We start from the raw sequence: 19426 nt of genomic DNA, 5'->3' as shown, positions 1-19426 counted from the left end.
ACTTGCCGGTCCGGAGCCGTGGGCCGGGAGGTGCGATGGATATAAAAAATCAACATATGCTGTTAAGGATGGTTTTCAAATTTTATATGTTGTTGAGCATGTTTTGTGCTTTTGCCCAAATTTTGTTAATGAGCGTGAGGTGAAGCAATGATGTGTGGGAACTTCTTGACTTGCCTATTGATGCAGATTATAAAATCAATGCCCGCGACAAGTCCGTGCCACCGGTGACTTACTCAAACGGCGAGACCATGCGCCAGATCCTTGCCCGCAGCAAACACACCCTGATGATGTCGCAGAACAAATGGACTGACATACAGCGTCATCGCGCAAACATTCTGTTCAAACACTATCCGATACTGAAAGCTGCATACCATCTGGCTATGGAACTGCGCCAAATCTTCAACGCAAAGATATCACCCACCAAAGCAATGGGTCGGATGAACAAGTGGTATGAAAAAGTAATGGCATTGGGCAACAACAACTTCCGCTCTGTCATCAAGACGTTCAAGAACCACGCCCCGACTATCCTCAATTATTTCCGACGTCGCGCAACTAATGCCTCGGCCGAAGCATTCAACTCCAAAGTCAAAATCTTCCGTTCGCAGATGCGAGGGGTCCGTGACCGTGATTTCTTTATCTTCCGGCTCGTCAAACTCTACGCCTAAACTTTAACATTTCAGCTCTCGAATTTTAACAAATGCACCGGAATTTCGGCTTGACCCCCTTTGGCTCCAACGGGGAACCGTTTTTTACCATGCCCCACCTTCATTCCTCATCGTTCTTCATCGGCGTGCATAGGGCAATAAAAAAGCAAAACGCCGATTATGTTGATAATCAGCGTTTTGCCTTAATTTAACATTAAAATAAGTGGTCCCACTAGGGCTTGAACCTAGGACCCACAGATTATGAGTCTGTTGCTCTAACCAACTGAGCTATAGGACCGAACGATTCGGCTTACGGTTTTTAGTACCGGTTGGCTTTACGTTTTCAGCAGTGCAAAATTATGCATTTTTTTGTATCCGTGCAAGTTTTTAGCGGATTTTTTTCGTAGAAATATGATATTTGTGCTTTTTTAGCTGAAATAAGTCTTTGGAACAGCTTTTCGGGAGGGTGCGAAGAGTGGTTGTTATATCTTTACGTCGTCGATCTTTATCATGCCAGTGGCTATCGCGAAGATGGTGAGGCCGGCAGGTGAGTGGATCTGTAGTTTGGCGGCTATGTTGCGTCGATGTGTCATTATAGTGTTGACAGAGACGTTCATTTCGGCTGCAATTTCTTTGTTGGCAAGTCCTTTGACAATGCCGAGTATCACTTCTTTTTCACGAGGCGAGAGGTCGTTGCCGCGTGATGTCTCTTCCCGGTCGGATGGCTGGAGGAGTTGTCTTATTTTTTCTCTCAGTGCCTCGGCGGGTTCGTAGATGGAGACTGTGGCTGTGTGGCATCTTGTCGATGTGTCGGGTATCTGTGCGGATGTGAGGAGTAGGGTGGGGGTGTCGGGCTGGCACGTTTGGGCTGTGAATATGTCCACTATTGTCAGCGAGGGGTGTGCGGCGGCGATCTTTTCGGACGCTGGGTGGGGCTCTTTTGCCTCTGGTGTGATTTCGAGGAACGTGACTCCGGTTATACCGCGCAACACTGCTTTCACTCCTTCTGTGATGACGGGTGAACTGAGCAGTAGTGCTATTGTGTGGTTGCGCATATTCTGTCGGAGTTATGGTTGGGTGGGTGTGAGTGTTATTTTGCGGATTCGAGCCGTGTTATAAGCGGTACGAGTATGTGGTCCTCGATGTGGGCATGTTGCTTGAGGTCCTCTTCGCAATTGTACAGATCAACGAGTACGTCGTACATCCTGTAGGGGACTGAGGTGGAGTAGTAACGTAGTATGATGTTCTTGAGTTCTGCGAGGCGGCTTTCTACCTGATGGTCGTGACGGCGTGAGAATATGCTGATATTGTAGGAGCTGTCGTGTTTGCCTTCGGAGAGGGATTTGACGTAGGGGAAGACGGTTGACTCTTCGTAGTGGAAGTGAGCTTCTACTTCACTTACATAGTCATCGAAGTATTTGATGATGATTGGATTTATGTCGGCGTGAGCAGGGTCGAGCGACGAGAGGAGGTTGGTGCGTATGTGAGGATATTTGTATTGGAGATAGTAGTTGTGAGAGTTGTGGAGGAACTGTGCCACTTCGCGGGCAGTCACAACTGATAGCCTGTGGGAGTCGATGTCGCCAGACAGGAGGAAGTTGACTATAAGCAGGAAGACTTCGACGTTGATGTCGGACTCGACGCATAGTTCCCCTATGGTCTTTGAGCCGAATCCGAGGGGGAGGGAGAAGCGGCTTAACACAGGCAAAATGTCGTAGTCCTCATTGATGAGGTCTACGACACTGTCCTGTTCTGTGAATGTGTGTGATATCTTCACGTAAGGATTATTCTTTGGTTTCTTCCTGTTCGGTGGGTTCTTCGGGAAGGAAGTCGGTGATGCCTGCCGAGATGAGGAGGTTGTACCATGACAGCAGTTTCTTGATGTCGGTGGTGTAGACTTTCTCCTGATCGAAGTTGGGGAGTATCTCGGCGAAGTAAGCGCGCACCGCGTCGTCCTTTCCGAGAGATTTGATGTCGACGGGGTTGCCTTCGTTTTTGGTCTTTACGGCATCAAGCACTCCGCTGAGGGGGGTGTCGCCTTCGTCGGTGTAGATAGAGATGTCGCCGAGTGAGATCACTTTGTCGCGAGCGTAAGCCGGTGTGCGTTTTCCTGATGCGATGTCCTCGACGATCAGCATTCCTTTGCCGCGGTTGACGAGGCGGAACAGACCGGGACGACCGGATATGGAAAGTATGGTCTTTAGCATAATGGTTATGATTTTTAAGTTTAGAGCGTGTCTAAAAATTTAAGCAGTGCAAAGGTAAGCAATTCTCTCCTATGATTCCAAAGATTCGGGGCAAAGATTGCGAGGCTGGCTTGTGGCTTTGCCAAGGCGTGAGATCTGCACGGCTACCATCACAATGGTGACAGCGGTGGCAAGCATGTCGGAGATTGGGAATGACATCCATATTCCGTCGAGCCCGAATCGACCCGGGAGGAACAGGAGAAGGGGTATCAGGAATATGACCTGACGAGCGAGAGACAGGAATATTGAGGCTGTTGCCTTGCCGAGTGACTGGAACAGTGTGGTGGATATGACCTGGAATCCTACTACGGTGAATGCAAGGAGTGAGATGTGGAGGCAGCGGACAGTCTGGTCGATCAGTTCGGAGTCGGATGTGAAGGCGCGTGCTATGTGCCATGGGAACCCGAGGCCTCCTATCTGTCCGATGGCGACAATGACTGTAGCAGCCCCGACTGCAAGCCAATATGTGCGTTTGAGCCTGCCGAGCATCCCGGCTCCGTAGTTATAGCCGATGATCGGCTGCATGCCCTGGCACATGCCCACGATCACCATTGTCATCAGTGATGTGTAGGATGTGAATATTCCTGCCGCTCCCACTGCTATGTCACCTCCATAGGTGTAGAGCGATTTGTTGATTATGACATTAATGAAGCATGCGGCGGCATTCACCAGGGATGGAGCCGCTCCGATGGATATTATGGATGCGATCACGCGCCATGAGGGGCGGTACATACAGCTGTCGTGCTCGAAATGCAGCACTGATGAACGGTTGAAGAAGTGGCTCATGACGAAGAGTGCAGATACTGTCATGGATATGTCGGTAGCTATCGCAGCTCCCTTTATGCCCCAGCCGAGCCAGAAAATGAATATCGGGGCGAGTATGACATTGACGCCTGCGCCGATGAACATTGTCACCATAGCCTTGACCGGATAGCCTGACACGCGCATGAAGTTGTTGAAGGTGAAGGCAAAGTTGGTCATGAACATTCCCGGGAGAATGTAGAGCATGAAGTCGCGAGCATAAGGCAGGGTGACCTCGCTGGCTCCGAACGCCATGAGGATGTCGTCGATGAAGATGCCGAATATGATCAGATAGGCGAGGACTATGACCGAGAGAGTCACCAGGGCATTGCCTAATGCCCTGCGTGCTCCTGCATAGTCCTTTGCCCCGAGAAGGATGGATATCCTGGCAGATCCGCCGGCTCCTATAAGGACGCCCAATGCGGCAGAGAGGTTCATTACCGGGAATGTTATGGCGAGTCCGGCGATTGCTTCCGGGCCTACGCCCTGACCAATGAATATGCGGTCGATCACATTATATAATGACATGACAAGCATCCCTACGACGGCAGGGAGGCTGTAACGCCAGAGCAGTCTGCCTACGGATTCGTGGCTGAGCTCTTCAAGTTTTTCGGTGTCTGTTCGGTTCATGCAATGCGTTTTCGGTGCAAAGTAACCAAAAAAATCGCAATTAAATCCGACCGATGATAATTTTTAACACAAATATTTGGCTGATTGGGTATAAAGTGCTAATTTTGCAGTCGATTTAGCCTCACCGGGCACGTTAAGCAATGGAAAGGGATTTGACCTACATCCGTTCGCCCGGCGGTATAACCTGTAACACAACAAAATAACAGATGTACGCTATCGTAGAAATCCAGGGACAGCAGTTCAAGGCAGAGGCCGACAAGTTCCTGTATGTTCACTATCTCGGCGACGCGCTCAAAGAAGGAGACACCGTAGAATTTGACCGTGTGCTCCTCGCCGAAGCCGACAATGAAGTTAAGGTAGGTGCCCCTACACTTGAGGGTGCCAAGGTCGTTTGCCAGGTGCTCACACCTCTCGTGAAGGGTGACAAGGTAATCGTCTTTAAGAAGAAGCGTCGCAAGGGCTATCGTCGTAAGAACGGTCATCGCCAGTGCTTCACTAAAGTGTTAATCAAAGAAGTTGTAGCTTAACCCCCTAAATCACAAAAAAGAAATGGCACATAAAAAAGGTGTCGGCAGTTCTAAGAACGGCCGTGAGTCAGAAAGCAAACGACTCGGAGTAAAGATTTTCGGCGGTCAGCATTGCAAAGCCGGCAACATCATCAAGCGTCAGCGTGGCACACAGCACCATCCCGGTCTTAACGTTGGTATGGGCAAGGACCACACTATCTTCGCTCTCATCGACGGTGTAGTAGTATTCACCGAGGGCAAGGAGGGACGTAAGTTCATCAACGTGGAGCCAGCACAGGCTTAACGTTGATAGCAGCCGAAAAAGATTAAGAGGCTGTGTCGTAATTCAGTTTTACGGCGCAGCCTCTCTTTTTGCCGGGCTGAGGATTGGATATTTTTCAGGCGACTGATTTTTGAGGATTTGTCCAAAATATCCGATTCTCTGAGTCTAAAATCGGGTATATATGTAAAAACAGGCCAAAATGGGGCGTATTTCCCCCGTTTTTGGTCTGTTTCGCTATTTTTGAACACATTTTCTTGATGTTGAAGGCTATGGCGAAGAAGGCAAAGTCCATCGTGACCTTGTCTTTGCCGAAGTGCCGGAAGCGGCGGTATGCCATGTTGAACTTCATTTGTCCGAAGACAGCCTCGGGCTCGATACATCGTCGTCCGCGATGTCGGATGCCTTCCTCCGAAGTGAGTAGCTCGCGGGCTTTATGTTTGTATTCGTTGAGTCGGTGGTTAACTTCGATTATACGTCGGTCGCCTTTGGCCTTGTAGCACATACATCGCAGTGGACAGCCCTTGCAGTTGTGAGCGCGGTATCGCGCGTTTTCACTGCGGTAGCCGCTTGCGGTCTTTGTGTGGGAGGTGCCGATGCGGGTCATGTGCTGCCCCATCGGGCATACGTAATAGTCCTCGGTGGCGTTGTAGTGGAAGTTGTCGTGATGGAATGGATTAGGTTTGTAGCGCGGACGCTGTTCCAGATGGAAGCGGTTGTACTTGACGTAAGCCTCCATGCCGGCCTCGTCCATGAAGCGGTAGTTCTCTTCCGAGCCATAGCCGGAGTCGGCGACGGCGACAGAGGGCAGATGTCCGTAGCGGTCAAGGAAGGCGTTGAAGAACGGTATCAGTGTCAGTGTGTCGGTGGGATTGGGGAACAGGGCAAAGTCGGTGATGAACTGGTTTTCGGCAGAGATCTGAAGATTGTATCCAGGCTTGGTCTGGCCGTTGTTCATGGCGTCTTCCTTCATGCGCATGAACGTGGCGTCGGGGTCGGTCTTGGATATGGAGTTGCGCTCGCCGATCTGTTCAAGACGGCTGTCATATTCCTCGAGCTTGTCGCGATGCTTCTCCAGTTCCTTTATCTGCTTCTTTTGTCGGCGACGTTGCTTCTTCTGCTCATTATACACAGGGGCGGGCTCTGCCGCGAGTGCGTCTTTGAGTTCACCGATAAGGGTATCAAGGGTTTCGGGAGTGAACTCCACCGGCTCAGACTCTGCAGCTTTATCCTGCGCTATAATCTCGTCTATCTGTTGCAGAAGGACGCGTATTTTCTCCTGTAGTTTTGCACGGTTCTTTTCTACGGTCTTCCGCCAGACGAAGGTGTATTTGTTGGCTTTGGACTCTATCTTTGTTCCGTCGATATACTCCACGTCCAGTGTGATAAAACCGCGCTCGGACAACAGCAGCACAACCTGCGTGAAGATATTGTTTATCTCTTTTTTCACACGGTTGCGGAAGCGGTTGATGGTCACGAAGTCGGGACGCTCCTGCGCCGCCAGCCATATGTAATGGATGTCGCGCTGCACCACACGCTCAATCTTGCGGCACGAATAGATATTGTTCATGTAGGCGTACAGAATGATTTTGAGCATCATCTTCGGATGGTAAGGGCAGCGGCCACGCTCACTGTACAGCTTCTTAAACTCCTTAAGGTCAAGACTCTCGACAACGGCATCGACAACGCGCACAGGGTCGTTTTCCGCGATGGCCTCGTTGGGATTCAGCAGAAAAAACCAGGGCTGACGCATGAGATTTAACTATCCTTAAAGACTTTGTACAGATATTCAGTGCTCCACATACATTTTTTGCGTCTTCGTTTAAGGCTGAGTTTATCGTTCTGCTTTTTAAGCATTTCCAATGCATACTTGCGCATCGCTGAAAAATTGACAGCGCCATTCTTGGCGCGTACGCGGCACATATCTTCCCGAAACGTCACGTCGAGATGCCAGTGCAGTTTGTTCTCGATACCCCAGTGCGCACGAATACGCATCGCATAGTAAGAAGCCTCATCTTTCTCCACGCTGCTGAGATAGTAGATTGTTTCACGCGAGCGGGCACCGTTCTCAGTACGCTCACGCTCCATCTTTATGATACGTTTAAGACCGGGCCACTTCTCGTACATTCCCTCCTGTTCCAAAAGTGTCGTATCCATAATTGAACAGGTTCTCTTCTCAACTCTTCCGTGCCCCTTTTCCTCGGTTGTGTATACCGATATTGGAGTAGTGCTACTAAAGATACTCTCCGTCAAGCCCTTGAGTATCGGCTGATTGTCTTTAAGCGCCATCAGATAGTCGCCGCCCTGGAGCATGATCTGTTCTGCGATATTACGGTGGGTCCCCATTGCGTCGACTGAAACCAATGCCCCTGTAAGCCATAAAGAGGACAATACGGACGGCAGAACCGTAAGTTCGTTGGTCTTGCCATCCACCGGCTTTTCGGCAACGCAGATTTCTGTTTCAGATACCCACGCATTGAGGATATACAGTCCGTGGCATCCGGGACTCCTGGGATTTTCACCCCGCAGTTTCTTACCGTCAATGATGACCTGATTGCCGCACAGGGATTCGATTATGTGGCCTCGGCAGCAATCAAGACTTGCCCGGAGCTGAGCGGGATTGACAGACTCTACAACACGAAGTATCGTGTCACCACACGGGACACCGTTGCCAAGCTTCAGCAATCCAGTGGCCTTGAATTCTTCCTCTCGGTCTGTAACCATATCCGATATGTCGTCACAGTCCTCACAATCACACAACACGCCGATGAGTGCCATTCGGAGCACATCCTCAAGCTCATGTTTAACCTTGCCCAAGTCGCGCGGGTCTTTTACTTTGCTGAAAATTTCTATTTGCATACCTCTAATATAACCATTTTCAGCAATATATGCAATATATGAAAGTTTATTTCACATAATCAGGTGAATTTTTGACTGAATTTGAGTTAAATCTCATGCGCCAGCCCTGAGAAAAAACAGCCTGTCGTTGTTAGTGTAAGATTTTGTATGTAACTTTGTGGGCATTTAATTTGTTATTTGTCACTAAGTTACAAAAACTTTCTGACATGACAAAGCCCCGGCTTGTGAAAGTCAGGGCTTTGTTTTATGTTTTTCAACAGGTTATAAAAAAGAGGCTGCGCCTATTTTGACACAGCCTCTTGCTTTTATAGGGATTTGCAAGAAACTAATGGGATGGGGATGTGTCATCCCAACGTAGTATTTGAAGAATCTGTCCCTGCTACAGATAGCTGTAGCAGGGACAGATCTTTATGATTGGGCATTATGACGCGGTCGTTGAGATTTTGGCTTTAGATTTCAAATGTGAGTGTGACGATGGATTTTGCCGGGAGTTTTACTTTGATGGAGCCTTTGGCGGCTTTTGCCCCGGAGAAAGGCTTGAGGGTTACTTTTTCGGGCTTATCGAAGTCATTGTAGTCGTCAATCGAGCCGGCAGTCAGGATATTTCCGGAGATGTTCTTCGCCTTGGATTCGTTGCCGAGAGCAATCGTCACTTCCATCTCTTTGTCGAGGTCGACATTTGAGAGGGATACGGTGATCTTTCCGTCCTTGCGTGAGGCTGTTGCCTGAAGCATGTCGACGGACCGTCCGTCGCGGACATCCTTGCGTACTGTGGTGACATCCAGAGGTATCGGTGTGGCACCCTGATGAGGGATGTACATTTTGAAGACATAATAGGTGGGTGTAAGCACCATTTTGTCGCCACGTGTGAGCACCATGGACTGAAGCACGTTGGCTACCTGGGCTATATTGGTCATCTTTACACGGTCGGTGTGACGCTGGAATACGTTGAGCGACAGGGCTGCGACCATCGCGTCGCGCATGGTGTTCTGCTGGTACAGGTGTCCGGGATTGGTGCCTGGTTCAACGTCCCACCATGTGCCCCATTCGTCTACAAGAAGTCCGATGCGTTTCTTTTCGTCGTATTTGTCCATGATCGCGGCGTGCTTTTCGATCACAGGCTCGATCTCAAGGCATTTTCCGAGGGTCCAGTAATAGTCCTCGGGGGTGAATACTGTAGCAGAGCCTTTGGAGCCGTTCCATCCTGTCACGGTGTAGTAGTGGAGCGATATGCCGTGCATGTGGGAGTGGGCTTTCTTCATAACTATATCGGTCCAGTTGTAGTCGTAATCACTTGCGCCGGATGCAATCTTGTAGAGCTTGTTGCCTGAAAATTCGCGGCAGTAGGTCTGATAGCGGCGATATACGTCGGAGTAATATTCGGGAGTGAAGTTGCCGCCGCAGCCCCAGCTTTCGTTTCCGACGCCGAGATATTTGAGCTTCCATGGCTTCTCGCGTCCGTTCTCTTTGCGCAGGCGTGCCATAGGGCCGTCCTCTGCGGTGATGTATTCCACCCATTGGGCAAGCTCTTCAACTGATCCGCTCCCGACGTTGCCGCTTAGGTATGGTTCGCATCCGAGGAGCTCACAGAGGTTGAAGAACTCGTTTGTGCCGAATGAATTGTCCTCGATTGTGCCTCCCCAGTTGTTGTTGACCTGTGTGGGACGATCCTTAGCCGGACCGATGCCGTCGCGCCAATGGTATTCATCGGCAAAGCATCCTCCCGGCCATCGCATCACAGGGACTTTGAGGTCGCGCAGTGCCTGGAGCACATCATTGCGGTAGCCTTGTGTGTTTGGAATGGGTGATTCCGGACCTACCCACAGACCGCCGTATATACAGGCTCCGAGATGTTCGGCGAATTGTCCGTATATTTCCGGCATTATCACTTCTTCAGGGTTGATTTGGTCCATTCTGAGCGTCACTGTGTCGGCTGACGCAACCACAGGGCAAAATAGACCTGCGGCAAGTAGCATAGATGAGATTTTTCGGTTCATATTATATATATTAATGTGTCACACAAATGTACGCAGAATCAGTGAGAATACCGCATAAATTATGGAATAAAAAGTAATCTTTCTGTTCAGTTATTTGGCATTTGTCAGATCGATATTTTATAATTGACACGTCATTTGGCTTTCAGTGTCGAATCGCTATTTTTTCATTTTATAGAACACCAAGGCTATGCCACTGCCATCTTTCAGGAGCTGCGATACGTTGTCGGGTGCTTTCGCAAAGCCCTGTTCAATCATGTATGAGTAAGTCTCATAATCGTCAACCATCCCGATGAGGCATCCGTCGTAAGTACCGACTATAGGAATGAGAGCTTTGCTAAGGTCGTCACTTGAATTCTGTAGGATGCCGTTGTATCGGGAGTTCCATAATACACTTTCACCATAACCCTTGTCGGATGTGTAGGATATATAGATATTATCTCCACAAACATACGGCACGGATGACAAATGCTGATAACCTGATATTTCATCAGGAACTACATCCCATTTCCCTTCAAGCCCATTGGTGAAAGGCAGCCGGATCAAAGTCTGCTTTGACGGGTCTTTGGGGTCTATTATAAAGAATCCGTCTATCGATGCCGTGCTGAATACTATGCCTTGATCGCATCGTGAGAATATTGTCCGCTGGCCGATTGCATCATAAATTCCATCCTTAACCTCTTGATATGAGTCATGTATTTTGAGGTCTTTGTCGACTACAAACAGTCGGCTTTCCGGCTGGTCGATTGCGAGCTTAACCCCTTTCATCGGAATATATGCAAATATAAATCCACCATCGTCGAGTGTCTCCACATCATCTGCTATCACAGGCATTTTCATGGTTCTGATATAGCTGCCGTCATTACTGTCGTAGACCATCATGCGTTGTGTGTAATTATCCACAATGTATATAGCTGCTGTATCGATAGCGATGCTTCTTATTTCGAGATATTCCTCAGGTCCGGATCCTCTGCTGTCAAGCACAAATTTCGGCACTCCTGATTTCCGGTCGTATGCGAATACCTTACTACGCCAGCAGTCACCGATGTATATGGTGCCGTTGACCACATACAGCTTGTTAACATTGACCGGTATGTTGCCGTTTATATCAGGCAATCCAAGATAGCTGATCGAGTCAACCACATCATTAGTAATGGCATCGGTCACTTTGTTGAGATTAATATACTCCTCTGTATAATTATAATCGCCATTATGATTGTGTGTACAGGATGTCATGCATGTCAGCATAATTAATGCTTTGACAATTCTATTTTTCATTATATTAGTTGTTAGCATATAATAGAGAGATTATTATAATTGAAAGAGCAAGTAAATGAATTAGAATCGAATACATGTTAAGTAAATTCATTTATATTATGTATAATTAATGTTGCATATGATATGCTCTCTCTAATTTATCTACTTGCTATAATAGAGTCAAATATTAAATACTTGTTGGTTGAATTAAATTTATAAATATCGATAAATAAAAAGTTCTATAACCTTGCAGATTATTAGTAAATCAGAGGTAACCATATCGTTAACTACTATTCCTCGGTTTATGCGCGACTTCATGGTAAGTTTTGTCAGAATACTTGGAGTCTGAAAGGATTTAGCCGGAAATCGTGCCAATGAACTTGAAAATGTGTCAAGAAGTGGTATTGTTTCGAAGTTTTCTGACTTCAAAGTTGTTGCTGTGATGGTTACAAAGGTGTGTTCTGCATAAACTCAATGCTTGTCAAAGTTTGTCAAAACGACAGAGCCAAACGCTGTATCATGGGAAGAGACAATGCCGATGCTTGGAGACAAAGGATGTCTAAATGCCATAGTTTAGAAAAATCTATATGAGATCGCAAACATAACTCTTGAGATTCTATATGGATTGAATCAGAAGAACTAGCGTTCTCCAACATGGGACTACAAGAAATTCTGCAAACGCATCGAAACTATATTTTTTCTCAGATCAGCGACAATCTTATGATGACACGAAACAATGAAAAACAGTTCTAAGGTCTTTTTACTAGTATGGCAGGTAAAATTGCAGCTTGGCTTTCATGCAATATGTCAATTTCGTTAATCATCGTCCAATTGGGCAGATAAATATTCATGAATTTAATTCAACCAACATGTATTAAATATATATAATTACTTGATTATCCGTGCTCAGGACATCTTCTTTCATTACATCCAGATCCTCCGCCTTGGCACATGACCACTTGAAATCCACATTCTTTAGATATGCCAAAAATATATTCTCCAATTTTAGCGTTACAATCAAAAAGCATTGGCTTGCCATCTGAATATTCCCATGAAAATCCTGGAGACACATTTTCTCCATCAGCAAGAGCCTCTATATTAATTAAGGCAAGATCGCTAAGTGATTCAATATTATTGATTTGGGAGTGATATCCCATAATTCCGCTTGTTGTAGCTAATGCTAATAATGCGGGAATGAAGATTTTTTTCATACGATTTTTATTTTGTGATGATTTAAACTGTTTTTCCGTATGTATCATTTCAACGGAAGCCTTATGTTAAGACGAGATAATAGATTATGAGTATTACATATTTTATAGGATTATTTAAGATTACTTTATTACGTTTCCTGTGATTTCAAGTTTTGTCGGATTTGTGAATTGATCGTAAAAAACGTGAACAGTGCGGTTAAACCGTCCTGTTATAGAGTCTTCTTTGAACGAGACATATATGGTAGCACTGTCTCCAGGAACAATCAAAGTATTTTCAACTTCCGCAACCGTGCAATCGCAGGATGATATCATTTTGCGTATGTTTACTGTGTCACCACTCACATTCTTTAACACAAAGTTATGATTTGCAGTCTCTCCGAGATGTATATCTCCGATATCAAGTGACCTTACGTTGACCATAATACCGATGGAGCCTGCTTGAGTAACTATTTTCCCTCCAGATATGATATCTCTATAAAGATTGGCTATTCTATTGTTGTATACCGGATTCCCGACGGCAATCACGTGATGAGAGGAGTCGAGGAGAAACGTCTGAAGCATCAGTTCGGAAGGGAATGCGTTGTGCTTGTTTATTATGTCGGTACTATCAATGTATGAAGGATATTCATAGCCGTCAATTTTAAGTTGATATCTGATGCCACGAGAATCGGAGGTGTGTATCACCATGAGCGCGACTACATCGGATTCAGTTATAGAATCCAACGAGCCGAGAAATTCATTCCATAGATGTAGTTTCATCTTACATCTCGTACATCCAAGGCTGTCGATGTATGTAAGTATTGTGAACTCTGAATCAGACATACTGATAGTGTCGCCTGTTAAGGCATCAATGATATGTGTAGGCAGATGTAAATGTCGACCAAACCACTGTCCGACATGCTCCATTACTCTTGCTTTATCATTTTGAGCACATGATGTGACAATGATAGTAAGTATTAGAATAGATAAATATATTAGATGTTTCATATATTGAGTATTAATTAAGATTTACCACCATATTTGCTTTCCATTACGGTACTCGAATATGCGTTCCTGGTTACCTTCTGTATGATTTTTCAGGAAGAGCAGAGAACCTCTTGGTACATCGTATAACAGTGAATCACTTTTCGCCGTGTATGATCCAACACTTGCCCATCCCTCATTATTGCAATAGAACAGTTCATATCTGTTGCCAGGTTGTATATAGTTTTTGCGATTTCGAGGGGTGAATATTATTGACGAAATGATGCATGGCTCATCAAATTCAAGTCCTATCCAAGCATCTTTCTCTACAGTATGAAATGATGTGTAGGGATCTCCGTCAAATGCGTTCACTAGTGTCAGTTCATTTATATTGCATATAGGTTTCCCTTTTATGGGAAGATCTTTATCATTAATGAATGTCAGTTCCGAAATGTCAGATGAGCCGCTTTTGATTCCTCTGTATCGGGCATATCGATATTTGCTCGAATGTGTGATATGTGCTAGGTTATAAAGTCTATCAGGAAATTTATTTATAATGTGCAGTGTGTCACTTAAATGGAAATCAGCATTATTACTACCCTCGAAAATGCCTCCAATCATATTTTGTCCAAATGGCTCGGTACGAAGATTAAATTTATGAAGAAGGCATACCTGTTCTTTATCTGAAGAGGACGTTTCATACCAATGTAATTCGCCAGTCCTGCGATCGACAAGAAATGGTGGTGCAATGAAATTCAATCGGTCGCCTGAAGACGTGGCTATACGAAATACCACATCTCCCTCAACATCTTTGATTCTGACAGTACTATCTTTTGCTGCAAATTCAATCACATCAACAGGTATCCACTTGTCGGAACTCGACATGCATAGATACAAAGGCTCGTCATTGACGGGTAATCTATATAAACGATCTGCATGAATATTAAAACTTAAACATTTGGGATTGGCATATAAAGCAGTAACATCCTGTATGGTAGGATAGCGAAATGCAGGATGTATATTTCTACTGTTAGTCATGGCATGCATTTTCCTGCTCAATCCTCTGTTGAGAGCGTAACATTCTCTCCATACTTTCCCTTTGGGATCCAATATGTGTTAGGTGCTTTGTATTCACTTTCGGCATAGCCTATTGAGCCATACCATGACTGACCATCGTTATCAATGATATAATTCCAGTAATGAGGCACATTGTTATCGCCACGTACCGGCATCATGTCGCATCCGCAAGGTATGGCAAGCGAACGAAGCACCCATGTAAGGATATCTGTAAATTCCTTGCAGTCTCCGATCTTCCAATCCACATTCTTGATGCCAACATTAACACCTTGAGGTATTGCGTGAGTGAATATAATGCGCTGGTGTTGAAGATATCGCAATATAACTGTTGCGGCTGCACGAATATCAGTGGAGTCTGGGCTTTTTCTGATGCTGTCGAGTATTGGATTGTATTGTTCGTACAGTTGTCTTGCCCATGGCATAAGTGGTTCGTCCCGCAGACGGTAAGGAAGAATATGATTACAGAACATGTCAAAATCAATTTTATCACCCCAAGGTTGAGATGCCCACGCATCAAACATAGCATCAATATGGTCAATAAGGAATGATGAGGAGATCTCGCAGATATCGTTCTGGACTATCTTCAACTGAGCATTGAATTGCCCATCAGCTTCTCTTATGGAGTCACATAATATCCATGGGTCTGTATGAGAGGATGATATTGCCTTGTAATAGGTGTACAGACGTATTGTATCCTCATATGCTATGCCTCGTTGGTAGGGCATGTGCTCTATGAGGAATACCGCGGCTTGATATTTTAACGAATCAGTCCTATAATGATTAAGTACAGTCTCAAGTTCGTGACGGTTATTTCCAGCCATGTCAAGAGCACGCTCAAGTTCTGAGCTTCCATGGCATCCATTTAGGATGGTCAAATAGATTGTTGCTATTGTTATGCTGACGATGTGTTTTATTGGTGTGTTTGTCATCGGTGTTTTATAGCAATAATTATTAGAAGAATGATTAAGAAAATTGTGTGTCCTTAAGTTGATTTATCAAGTGCAAATATATGAAATTTATTAATTATTAGGAAACAATTTTTTATAATTATATGTTATTAATGTAAATAATGTATGTTTTTATTGAATTATGAAATCCTTAGTATCGTTCGTTCCGATGTTGGAGTTGTTGGCTATCGGCTCATTGCTGGTGGCTTGTAGTAATAGTGAAGCACGGTTTGCCAAGGAGATTCCCGGTGTGTGGCAAGGGACTCCCGAGGCGATCTCGGACAATTCTGCCATTTCGGCATCCATAATTGACACTTATGAGTTTTCACCTGCATCAATGACAGCCAATGAGACTCTCACCGGGGCTGTCACTGTGTCAGGGATGGTCAATGTCTCTACCCAGGTGGTGGACAGTGCTTTTGCGGAGCCGATTCAGCTTTCGGCGGCTGCGCATACCACTATCTCGGGCACCTGGACGGTGGTGGATGATGATGAGATGGCACTGAGCATGGATGTGGCATCGCTTGTTGTGGATGTTGATCCCAAGGCTGTTGCTGCCAACGGCAGTCCTATGGTGATGGGGAATCCCGCCACTGATGCTCTGAACCCTGAAGTTAGGGCTCGTATTGCCGAGGGTATAAAGCAGGCTCTCTCCGTTAGGTATGCATCGCTTCGACATATGGATGACGTGAAGATAAAGGGTGCTTTGCTGAAATATGAGGTGGGCGAAGAGGATTTTGTGCTCACCAGGCAGAGTGAATAACTGTAGGGAAGTGGTGTTTTATCGGAAAATATCATTAACTTTGTCCTGAAATACAATCATTCATCAGGATGAATAGAAAAGGTAAACTGTACTTCCGTTACGGCACCATGGGTTCAGCCAAGACAGCGTTGCTGCTCACCACGGCTTACAATTTTGAGGAGAGGGGCATGCGTTACGTGTGCCTCAAACCTATTGTCGACACTCGTGAGAAAACCAATGTGATACATTCGCGCATCGGCATTCAGCGTGAATGCCGATGGATATATCACGAAAGTGATCTCTATGAGATGGCTCAGCAGATGTTTGAGGAGACAATGGCTGTGATAGATTGGTTTCTGGTTGATGAGGCACAGTTCCTGACCGCATCTCAAGTGGACCAGTTGGCGCGCATAGTGGATGATTTCGGCAGCAATGTGATATGCTACGGACTCCGCACCGATTTCCGCAGCTGCCTGTTTGAAGGTTCCCGCCGGCTTTTCGAGATTGCCGACACTATCGATGAGATCAAGTCGACATGCACTTGCGGACGCAAGACCATCATCAATGCCAGGATGGATAGCAATGGAGACTTTGTGGAGGAGGGTCAGCAGGTTGAGATCGGCGGGGATGACCGCTATATAGCGGTGTGCCGCAAGTGCTGGCGCAACAAGCGGATCGAGCAGAGCTATAGGTCGGTGCTTCCGTTCCGTGAGCTTGAATAAACTATTTGCCTCCGGGGAGGTCTTATATAAAAAGACATGTGATTATGAAACATCAGTTGATCCGTGTGATATTAGGCTGTCTGCTCTCGCTGCCTGTCCTGAGAGCCGGAGGCGAACCGGTGGTGTCGCTCGTTGACGAGACCCTCACATATGATGTGATATACAAGTGGGGCTTTATTAACAAGGTGGCAGGTTATGCAACGATGAGTCTGCGTAATGACGGTGACCTGTACAGGGCATCGGTGTATGCCCAGAATGCGCCTTGGGCCAACAGTATATACATGCTACGTGACACCCTTTACACGACAATGACCAAGAGCGGTCTTTATCCTGTGAAGTATGTGTATATAGCCCATGAGCAGGGGAAGTACAAGAAAGATATTCTCAACTTCAAGCGTCAGGGCAACATCTTTACAGCCGAGGCTGTGCGTTACAAGCGTGCGACGGCTGACGCGCCCATGACTTCGAGCACAATAAGCCTTGAGGCGCAGGGGATGACCGTGGATATGTTGAGTTCGTTTTTCTATCTCAGGACTCTTGATTTCGATAATATGAAGATCGGTCAGAATACGACAGTAAACATTTTCTCCGGGTCGAAGAAGGAGTTGCTTACCATAACTTATCTCGGCAAGCAGAAGGTGGCACTTAACGGATCGAACCTTCAGACGTTTCACATTAATTTCACTTTCACGCGTCGCGGAAAGCAGTCGTCCGACCCGATAGACGGATGGATCACAGCCGACTCGCGCCGTATACCTGTCAAGGTGGAGGGGCAGTTGCCGGTAGGTAAGGTGAGGGCTCTGTACACCGGACCGAATCCTTAAGGATGAAGTAAAGGAATATGAAGAAAGTTTTTAAGATAATATCTACAGGGGATGTCCACGGAATGTTGTTCCCCTATGATTTCACCACTCTGTCACCCGCGCCCGGCTCATTGGCGCGGGTGTCGGCTTATGTTGAGTCGCAACGCGCTGTAATGGGGGAGGATAGTGTGCTGCTTCTTGACAATGGCGATATATTGCAGGGGCAGCCTGCCGTGTATCTCTATAATTTTATAGAGACTGGGACAGCTCATCCTGTGGCGAGGGTGATGAAGCGTATGAGATATGATGCGATGACAATAGGGAATCATGATATAGAGACCGGCCATCCGGTCTATGACCGTTTCCGTGCCGACCTTGCGCCCATCCCTCTTCTCGGTGCAAATGTCACTGATATATCCACCGGGGAGCCTTATTTCAAGCCTTATACAGTTGTGGAGCGTAATGGTGTGCGTTTTGCTGTGCTCGGGCTTCTTACATCTGCTATTCCGGCATGGCTGCCTGAAAAGTTGTGGGAAGGGCTTGATGTCGAGCCTATGGTGGAGAGTGCCCGCAGATGGATGAGGCATATACGGGAGAGGGAGAGTCCGGATGTCGTCATAGGGCTGTTCCATTCCGGTTATCATAGCACTCATCCCACCTGGAAATGGATGGAGAACGCATCGGATATTGTGGCCCGCGAGGTGGATGGCTTTGATCTGATAATCATGGGACATGACCATTCCAGAGCTGTAATCAGGGAGGAGAACGGCACTCTGCTCATCAATCCTGGAGCTTATGCGACACATGTAGCAGAGACTGTTGTTACGGTGGAACAGGATGATTATGGCAGGGTGGTGGACTGTAATGTGGACGGCAGGGTGGTCTCTGTCGCCGATCATGAACCCGATGAGGGTTTTCTTGAAGAATTTGCTCCGGAACGGAAGCTGACGCAGGAGTTTGTGGAGAAGGTGATAGGTGAGGCTACAGGTGATTTCGGTGTAAGGGATGCTTATTTCGGTCCGTCGGCATTCATGGAGCTTATCCATACGCTTCAGCTTGAGATATCTGGGGCTGACATATCGCTTGCAGCACCGTTGTCGTTTGATGCTGTGATAAGAAAAGGCACATTGCGCATGAGCGATATGTTTGCCCTCTATAAATATGAGAATCAGCTTTGCACGCTTGCCATGACCGGGGAGGAAGTGAAGAATCATCTTGAGATGAGCTATAATCTATGGACAGCCGTGATGGGGTCGCCTTGTGACCCTTTACTGAAATTCGCTTCGGGCAATCCTGTGAAGGGTGATTATTCACGTCTGATAAACCCTTCATATAATTTTGATTCGGCATTCGGTGTGAATTATACGGTTGACGTCACTTGTCCCAAGGGTCAAAAAATATGTATATCCTCCATGGCAGACGGCACTCCGTTTGACTTGAAGCGCACTTACCGCGTGGCGGTCAATGCATACAGGGCCAATGGCGGAGGGGAGCTGATAACGCGTGGTGCAGGGATCTCGCATGATGAACTTAAGAGCCGCGTGCTTGATGCCACTGAGCTTGATCTGAGATACTATCTCATGAAGGCAATAGAGCGAAAGGGGATGATATCTCCTGTTGTGACACGGAACTGGCGATTTGTTCCGGAAGAGATTGTCGATGCCGCCATTCCCCGGGACCGTCACAGGCTGTTTGCATGAGAGGCGGTGTTGACGTTTTTTAAGATCACTGAGCCGTGAAGTTG

19 protein-coding genes and 1 tRNA gene are annotated in these 19426 nt (G+C 46.6%); 7 read left to right on the top strand and 13 right to left on the bottom strand.

The annotated features are described in order from the left end of the window. The first annotated feature begins 152 nt into the window (after positions 1 to 152). Positions 153 to 665, top strand: a complete 513-nt coding sequence (locus EZ315_RS02030) for a transposase (RefSeq protein WP_135470170.1) — start codon at positions 153 to 155, stop codon at positions 663 to 665. Positions 666 to 868: 203 nt separating this feature from the next. Here EZ315_RS02030 and EZ315_RS02025 read toward each other — a convergent pair. The 5 genes from EZ315_RS02025 to EZ315_RS02005 all read right to left on the bottom strand — a co-directional run bounded on the left by EZ315_RS02025 (position 869) and on the right by EZ315_RS02005 (position 4321). Then, positions 869 to 942 (bottom strand) — tRNA-Ile (locus tag EZ315_RS02025). A gap of 184 nt (positions 943 to 1126) precedes the next feature. Beyond that, complete coding sequence (locus EZ315_RS02020; protein WP_135470168.1) at positions 1127 to 1699, bottom strand: response regulator transcription factor; 573 nt, start codon at positions 1697 to 1699, stop codon at positions 1127 to 1129. Between the two features lie 35 nt (positions 1700 to 1734). Next, a complete protein-coding gene (locus EZ315_RS02015; protein ID WP_135470166.1) occupies positions 1735 to 2421 on the bottom strand; it encodes a hemerythrin domain-containing protein in 687 nt (228 codons plus the stop codon). Positions 2422 to 2428: 7 nt separating this feature from the next. Beyond that, positions 2429 to 2851 carry a DUF5606 family protein gene (locus tag EZ315_RS02010; RefSeq protein ID WP_135470164.1) on the bottom strand — a complete coding sequence of 141 codons (423 nt, stop codon included), beginning with the start codon at positions 2849 to 2851 and terminating at the stop codon, positions 2429 to 2431. A gap of 69 nt (positions 2852 to 2920) precedes the next feature. Continuing rightward, positions 2921 to 4321, bottom strand: coding sequence for an MATE family efflux transporter (locus EZ315_RS02005; RefSeq protein ID WP_135470163.1), 1401 nt, complete (start codon positions 4319 to 4321; stop codon positions 2921 to 2923). 206 nt (positions 4322 to 4527) lie between these two features. Between EZ315_RS02005 and rplU the strand changes: the two genes are divergently transcribed. Continuing rightward, entirely contained in the window at positions 4528 to 4848 is a 321-nt protein-coding gene (gene rplU / locus EZ315_RS02000) for a 50S ribosomal protein L21 (RefSeq protein WP_135470161.1), read from the top strand. 22 nt (positions 4849 to 4870) lie between these two features. Beyond that, complete coding sequence (rpmA, locus tag EZ315_RS01995; protein WP_135470159.1) at positions 4871 to 5131, top strand: 50S ribosomal protein L27; 261 nt, start codon at positions 4871 to 4873, stop codon at positions 5129 to 5131. A gap of 94 nt (positions 5132 to 5225) precedes the next feature. On the opposite strand, the gene EZ315_RS01990 is transcribed toward rpmA, so the two are convergent. The 8 genes from EZ315_RS01990 to EZ315_RS01955 all read right to left on the bottom strand — a co-directional run bounded on the left by EZ315_RS01990 (position 5226) and on the right by EZ315_RS01955 (position 15397). Further along, the gene (locus tag EZ315_RS01990) at positions 5226 to 6860 is read right to left on the bottom strand and encodes an IS1182 family transposase (RefSeq protein ID WP_262709748.1); all 1635 of its coding nucleotides are present in this window, start codon (positions 6858 to 6860) and stop codon (positions 5226 to 5228) included. 5 nt (positions 6861 to 6865) lie between these two features. Further along, positions 6866 to 7966 (bottom strand): ISAs1 family transposase, encoded by a 1101-nt coding sequence (locus EZ315_RS01985; RefSeq protein WP_135470157.1) that lies wholly within the window; start codon positions 7964 to 7966, stop codon positions 6866 to 6868. A gap of 449 nt (positions 7967 to 8415) precedes the next feature. Beyond that, a complete protein-coding gene (locus EZ315_RS01980) occupies positions 8416 to 9963 on the bottom strand; it encodes an alpha-N-arabinofuranosidase (protein WP_135470155.1) in 1548 nt (515 codons plus the stop codon). 156 nt (positions 9964 to 10119) lie between these two features. Beyond that, complete coding sequence (locus tag EZ315_RS01975) at positions 10120 to 11238, bottom strand: 6-bladed beta-propeller (protein WP_170957434.1); 1119 nt, start codon at positions 11236 to 11238, stop codon at positions 10120 to 10122. Positions 11239 to 12113: 875 nt separating this feature from the next. Further along, complete coding sequence (locus EZ315_RS01970) at positions 12114 to 12428, bottom strand: NVEALA domain-containing protein (RefSeq protein ID WP_170957433.1); 315 nt, start codon at positions 12426 to 12428, stop codon at positions 12114 to 12116. Between the two features lie 120 nt (positions 12429 to 12548). Then, positions 12549 to 13250 (bottom strand): DUF1573 domain-containing protein, encoded by a 702-nt coding sequence (locus EZ315_RS01965; protein ID WP_170957432.1) that lies wholly within the window; start codon positions 13248 to 13250, stop codon positions 12549 to 12551. A gap of 186 nt (positions 13251 to 13436) precedes the next feature. Next, positions 13437 to 14429, bottom strand: a complete 993-nt coding sequence (locus EZ315_RS01960) for a hypothetical protein (protein WP_135470147.1) — start codon at positions 14427 to 14429, stop codon at positions 13437 to 13439. Between the two features lie 17 nt (positions 14430 to 14446). Continuing rightward, positions 14447 to 15397 carry a hypothetical protein gene (locus EZ315_RS01955; RefSeq protein ID WP_135470145.1) on the bottom strand — a complete coding sequence of 317 codons (951 nt, stop codon included), beginning with the start codon at positions 15395 to 15397 and terminating at the stop codon, positions 14447 to 14449. A 160-nt stretch (positions 15398 to 15557) separates the two neighbouring features. Here EZ315_RS01955 and EZ315_RS01950 point away from each other — a divergent pair, with 160 nt between their 5' ends. The 4 genes from EZ315_RS01950 to EZ315_RS01935 all read left to right on the top strand — a co-directional run bounded on the left by EZ315_RS01950 (position 15558) and on the right by EZ315_RS01935 (position 19382). Further along, entirely contained in the window at positions 15558 to 16178 is a 621-nt protein-coding gene (locus EZ315_RS01950; protein WP_135470143.1) for a hypothetical protein, read from the top strand. A 68-nt stretch (positions 16179 to 16246) separates the two neighbouring features. Then, a complete protein-coding gene (locus tag EZ315_RS01945; protein WP_135470141.1) occupies positions 16247 to 16879 on the top strand; it encodes a thymidine kinase in 633 nt (210 codons plus the stop codon). Between the two features lie 44 nt (positions 16880 to 16923). Beyond that, positions 16924 to 17703 carry a DUF3108 domain-containing protein gene (locus EZ315_RS01940; protein ID WP_135470139.1) on the top strand — a complete coding sequence of 260 codons (780 nt, stop codon included), beginning with the start codon at positions 16924 to 16926 and terminating at the stop codon, positions 17701 to 17703. A gap of 17 nt (positions 17704 to 17720) precedes the next feature. Further along, positions 17721 to 19382, top strand: coding sequence for a bifunctional metallophosphatase/5'-nucleotidase (locus EZ315_RS01935; RefSeq protein WP_135470137.1), 1662 nt, complete (start codon positions 17721 to 17723; stop codon positions 19380 to 19382). The last annotated feature ends 44 nt before the right edge of the window (positions 19383 to 19426 follow it).

The sequence above is a fragment of the Duncaniella freteri genome, from assembly GCF_004766125.1.
Classification (GTDB): domain Bacteria; phylum Bacteroidota; class Bacteroidia; order Bacteroidales; family Muribaculaceae; genus Duncaniella; species Duncaniella freteri.
Note: the sequence above shows the minus strand (reverse complement) of the source record. Positions and strands in the feature narration are given on the sequence as shown.

Excerpts from the sequence above, each read along its gene's own strand:
- EZ315_RS02020 (WP_135470168.1), bottom strand. The coding sequence starts at position 1,699 with ATGCGCAACCACACAATAGCACTACTGCTCAGTTCACCCGTCATCACA.
- EZ315_RS02010 (WP_135470164.1), bottom strand. The coding sequence starts at position 2,851 with ATGCTAAAGACCATACTTTCCATATCCGGTCGTCCCGGTCTGTTCCGC.
- EZ315_RS02005 (WP_135470163.1), bottom strand. The coding sequence starts at position 4,321 with ATGAACCGAACAGACACCGAAAAACTTGAAGAGCTCAGCCACGAATCC.
- rplU (WP_135470161.1), top strand. The coding sequence starts at position 4,528 with ATGTACGCTATCGTAGAAATCCAGGGACAGCAGTTCAAGGCAGAGGCC.
- rpmA (WP_135470159.1), top strand. The coding sequence starts at position 4,871 with ATGGCACATAAAAAAGGTGTCGGCAGTTCTAAGAACGGCCGTGAGTCA.
- EZ315_RS01990 (WP_262709748.1), bottom strand. The coding sequence starts at position 6,860 with ATGCGTCAGCCCTGGTTTTTTCTGCTGAATCCCAACGAGGCCATCGCG.
- EZ315_RS01985 (WP_135470157.1), bottom strand. The coding sequence starts at position 7,966 with ATGCAAATAGAAATTTTCAGCAAAGTAAAAGACCCGCGCGACTTGGGC.
- EZ315_RS01980 (WP_135470155.1), bottom strand. The coding sequence starts at position 9,963 with ATGAACCGAAAAATCTCATCTATGCTACTTGCCGCAGGTCTATTTTGC.
- EZ315_RS01975 (WP_170957434.1), bottom strand. The coding sequence starts at position 11,238 with ATGAAAAATAGAATTGTCAAAGCATTAATTATGCTGACATGCATGACA.
- EZ315_RS01970 (WP_170957433.1), bottom strand. The coding sequence starts at position 12,428 with ATGAAAAAAATCTTCATTCCCGCATTATTAGCATTAGCTACAACAAGC.
- EZ315_RS01965 (WP_170957432.1), bottom strand. The coding sequence starts at position 13,250 with ATGTCTGATTCAGAGTTCACAATACTTACATACATCGACAGCCTTGGA.
- EZ315_RS01960 (WP_135470147.1), bottom strand. The coding sequence starts at position 14,429 with ATGACTAACAGTAGAAATATACATCCTGCATTTCGCTATCCTACCATA.
- EZ315_RS01955 (WP_135470145.1), bottom strand. The coding sequence starts at position 15,397 with ATGACAAACACACCAATAAAACACATCGTCAGCATAACAATAGCAACA.
- EZ315_RS01950 (WP_135470143.1), top strand. The coding sequence starts at position 15,558 with ATGAAATCCTTAGTATCGTTCGTTCCGATGTTGGAGTTGTTGGCTATC.
- EZ315_RS01945 (WP_135470141.1), top strand. The coding sequence starts at position 16,247 with ATGAATAGAAAAGGTAAACTGTACTTCCGTTACGGCACCATGGGTTCA.
- EZ315_RS01940 (WP_135470139.1), top strand. The coding sequence starts at position 16,924 with ATGAAACATCAGTTGATCCGTGTGATATTAGGCTGTCTGCTCTCGCTG.
- EZ315_RS01935 (WP_135470137.1), top strand. The coding sequence starts at position 17,721 with ATGAAGAAAGTTTTTAAGATAATATCTACAGGGGATGTCCACGGAATG.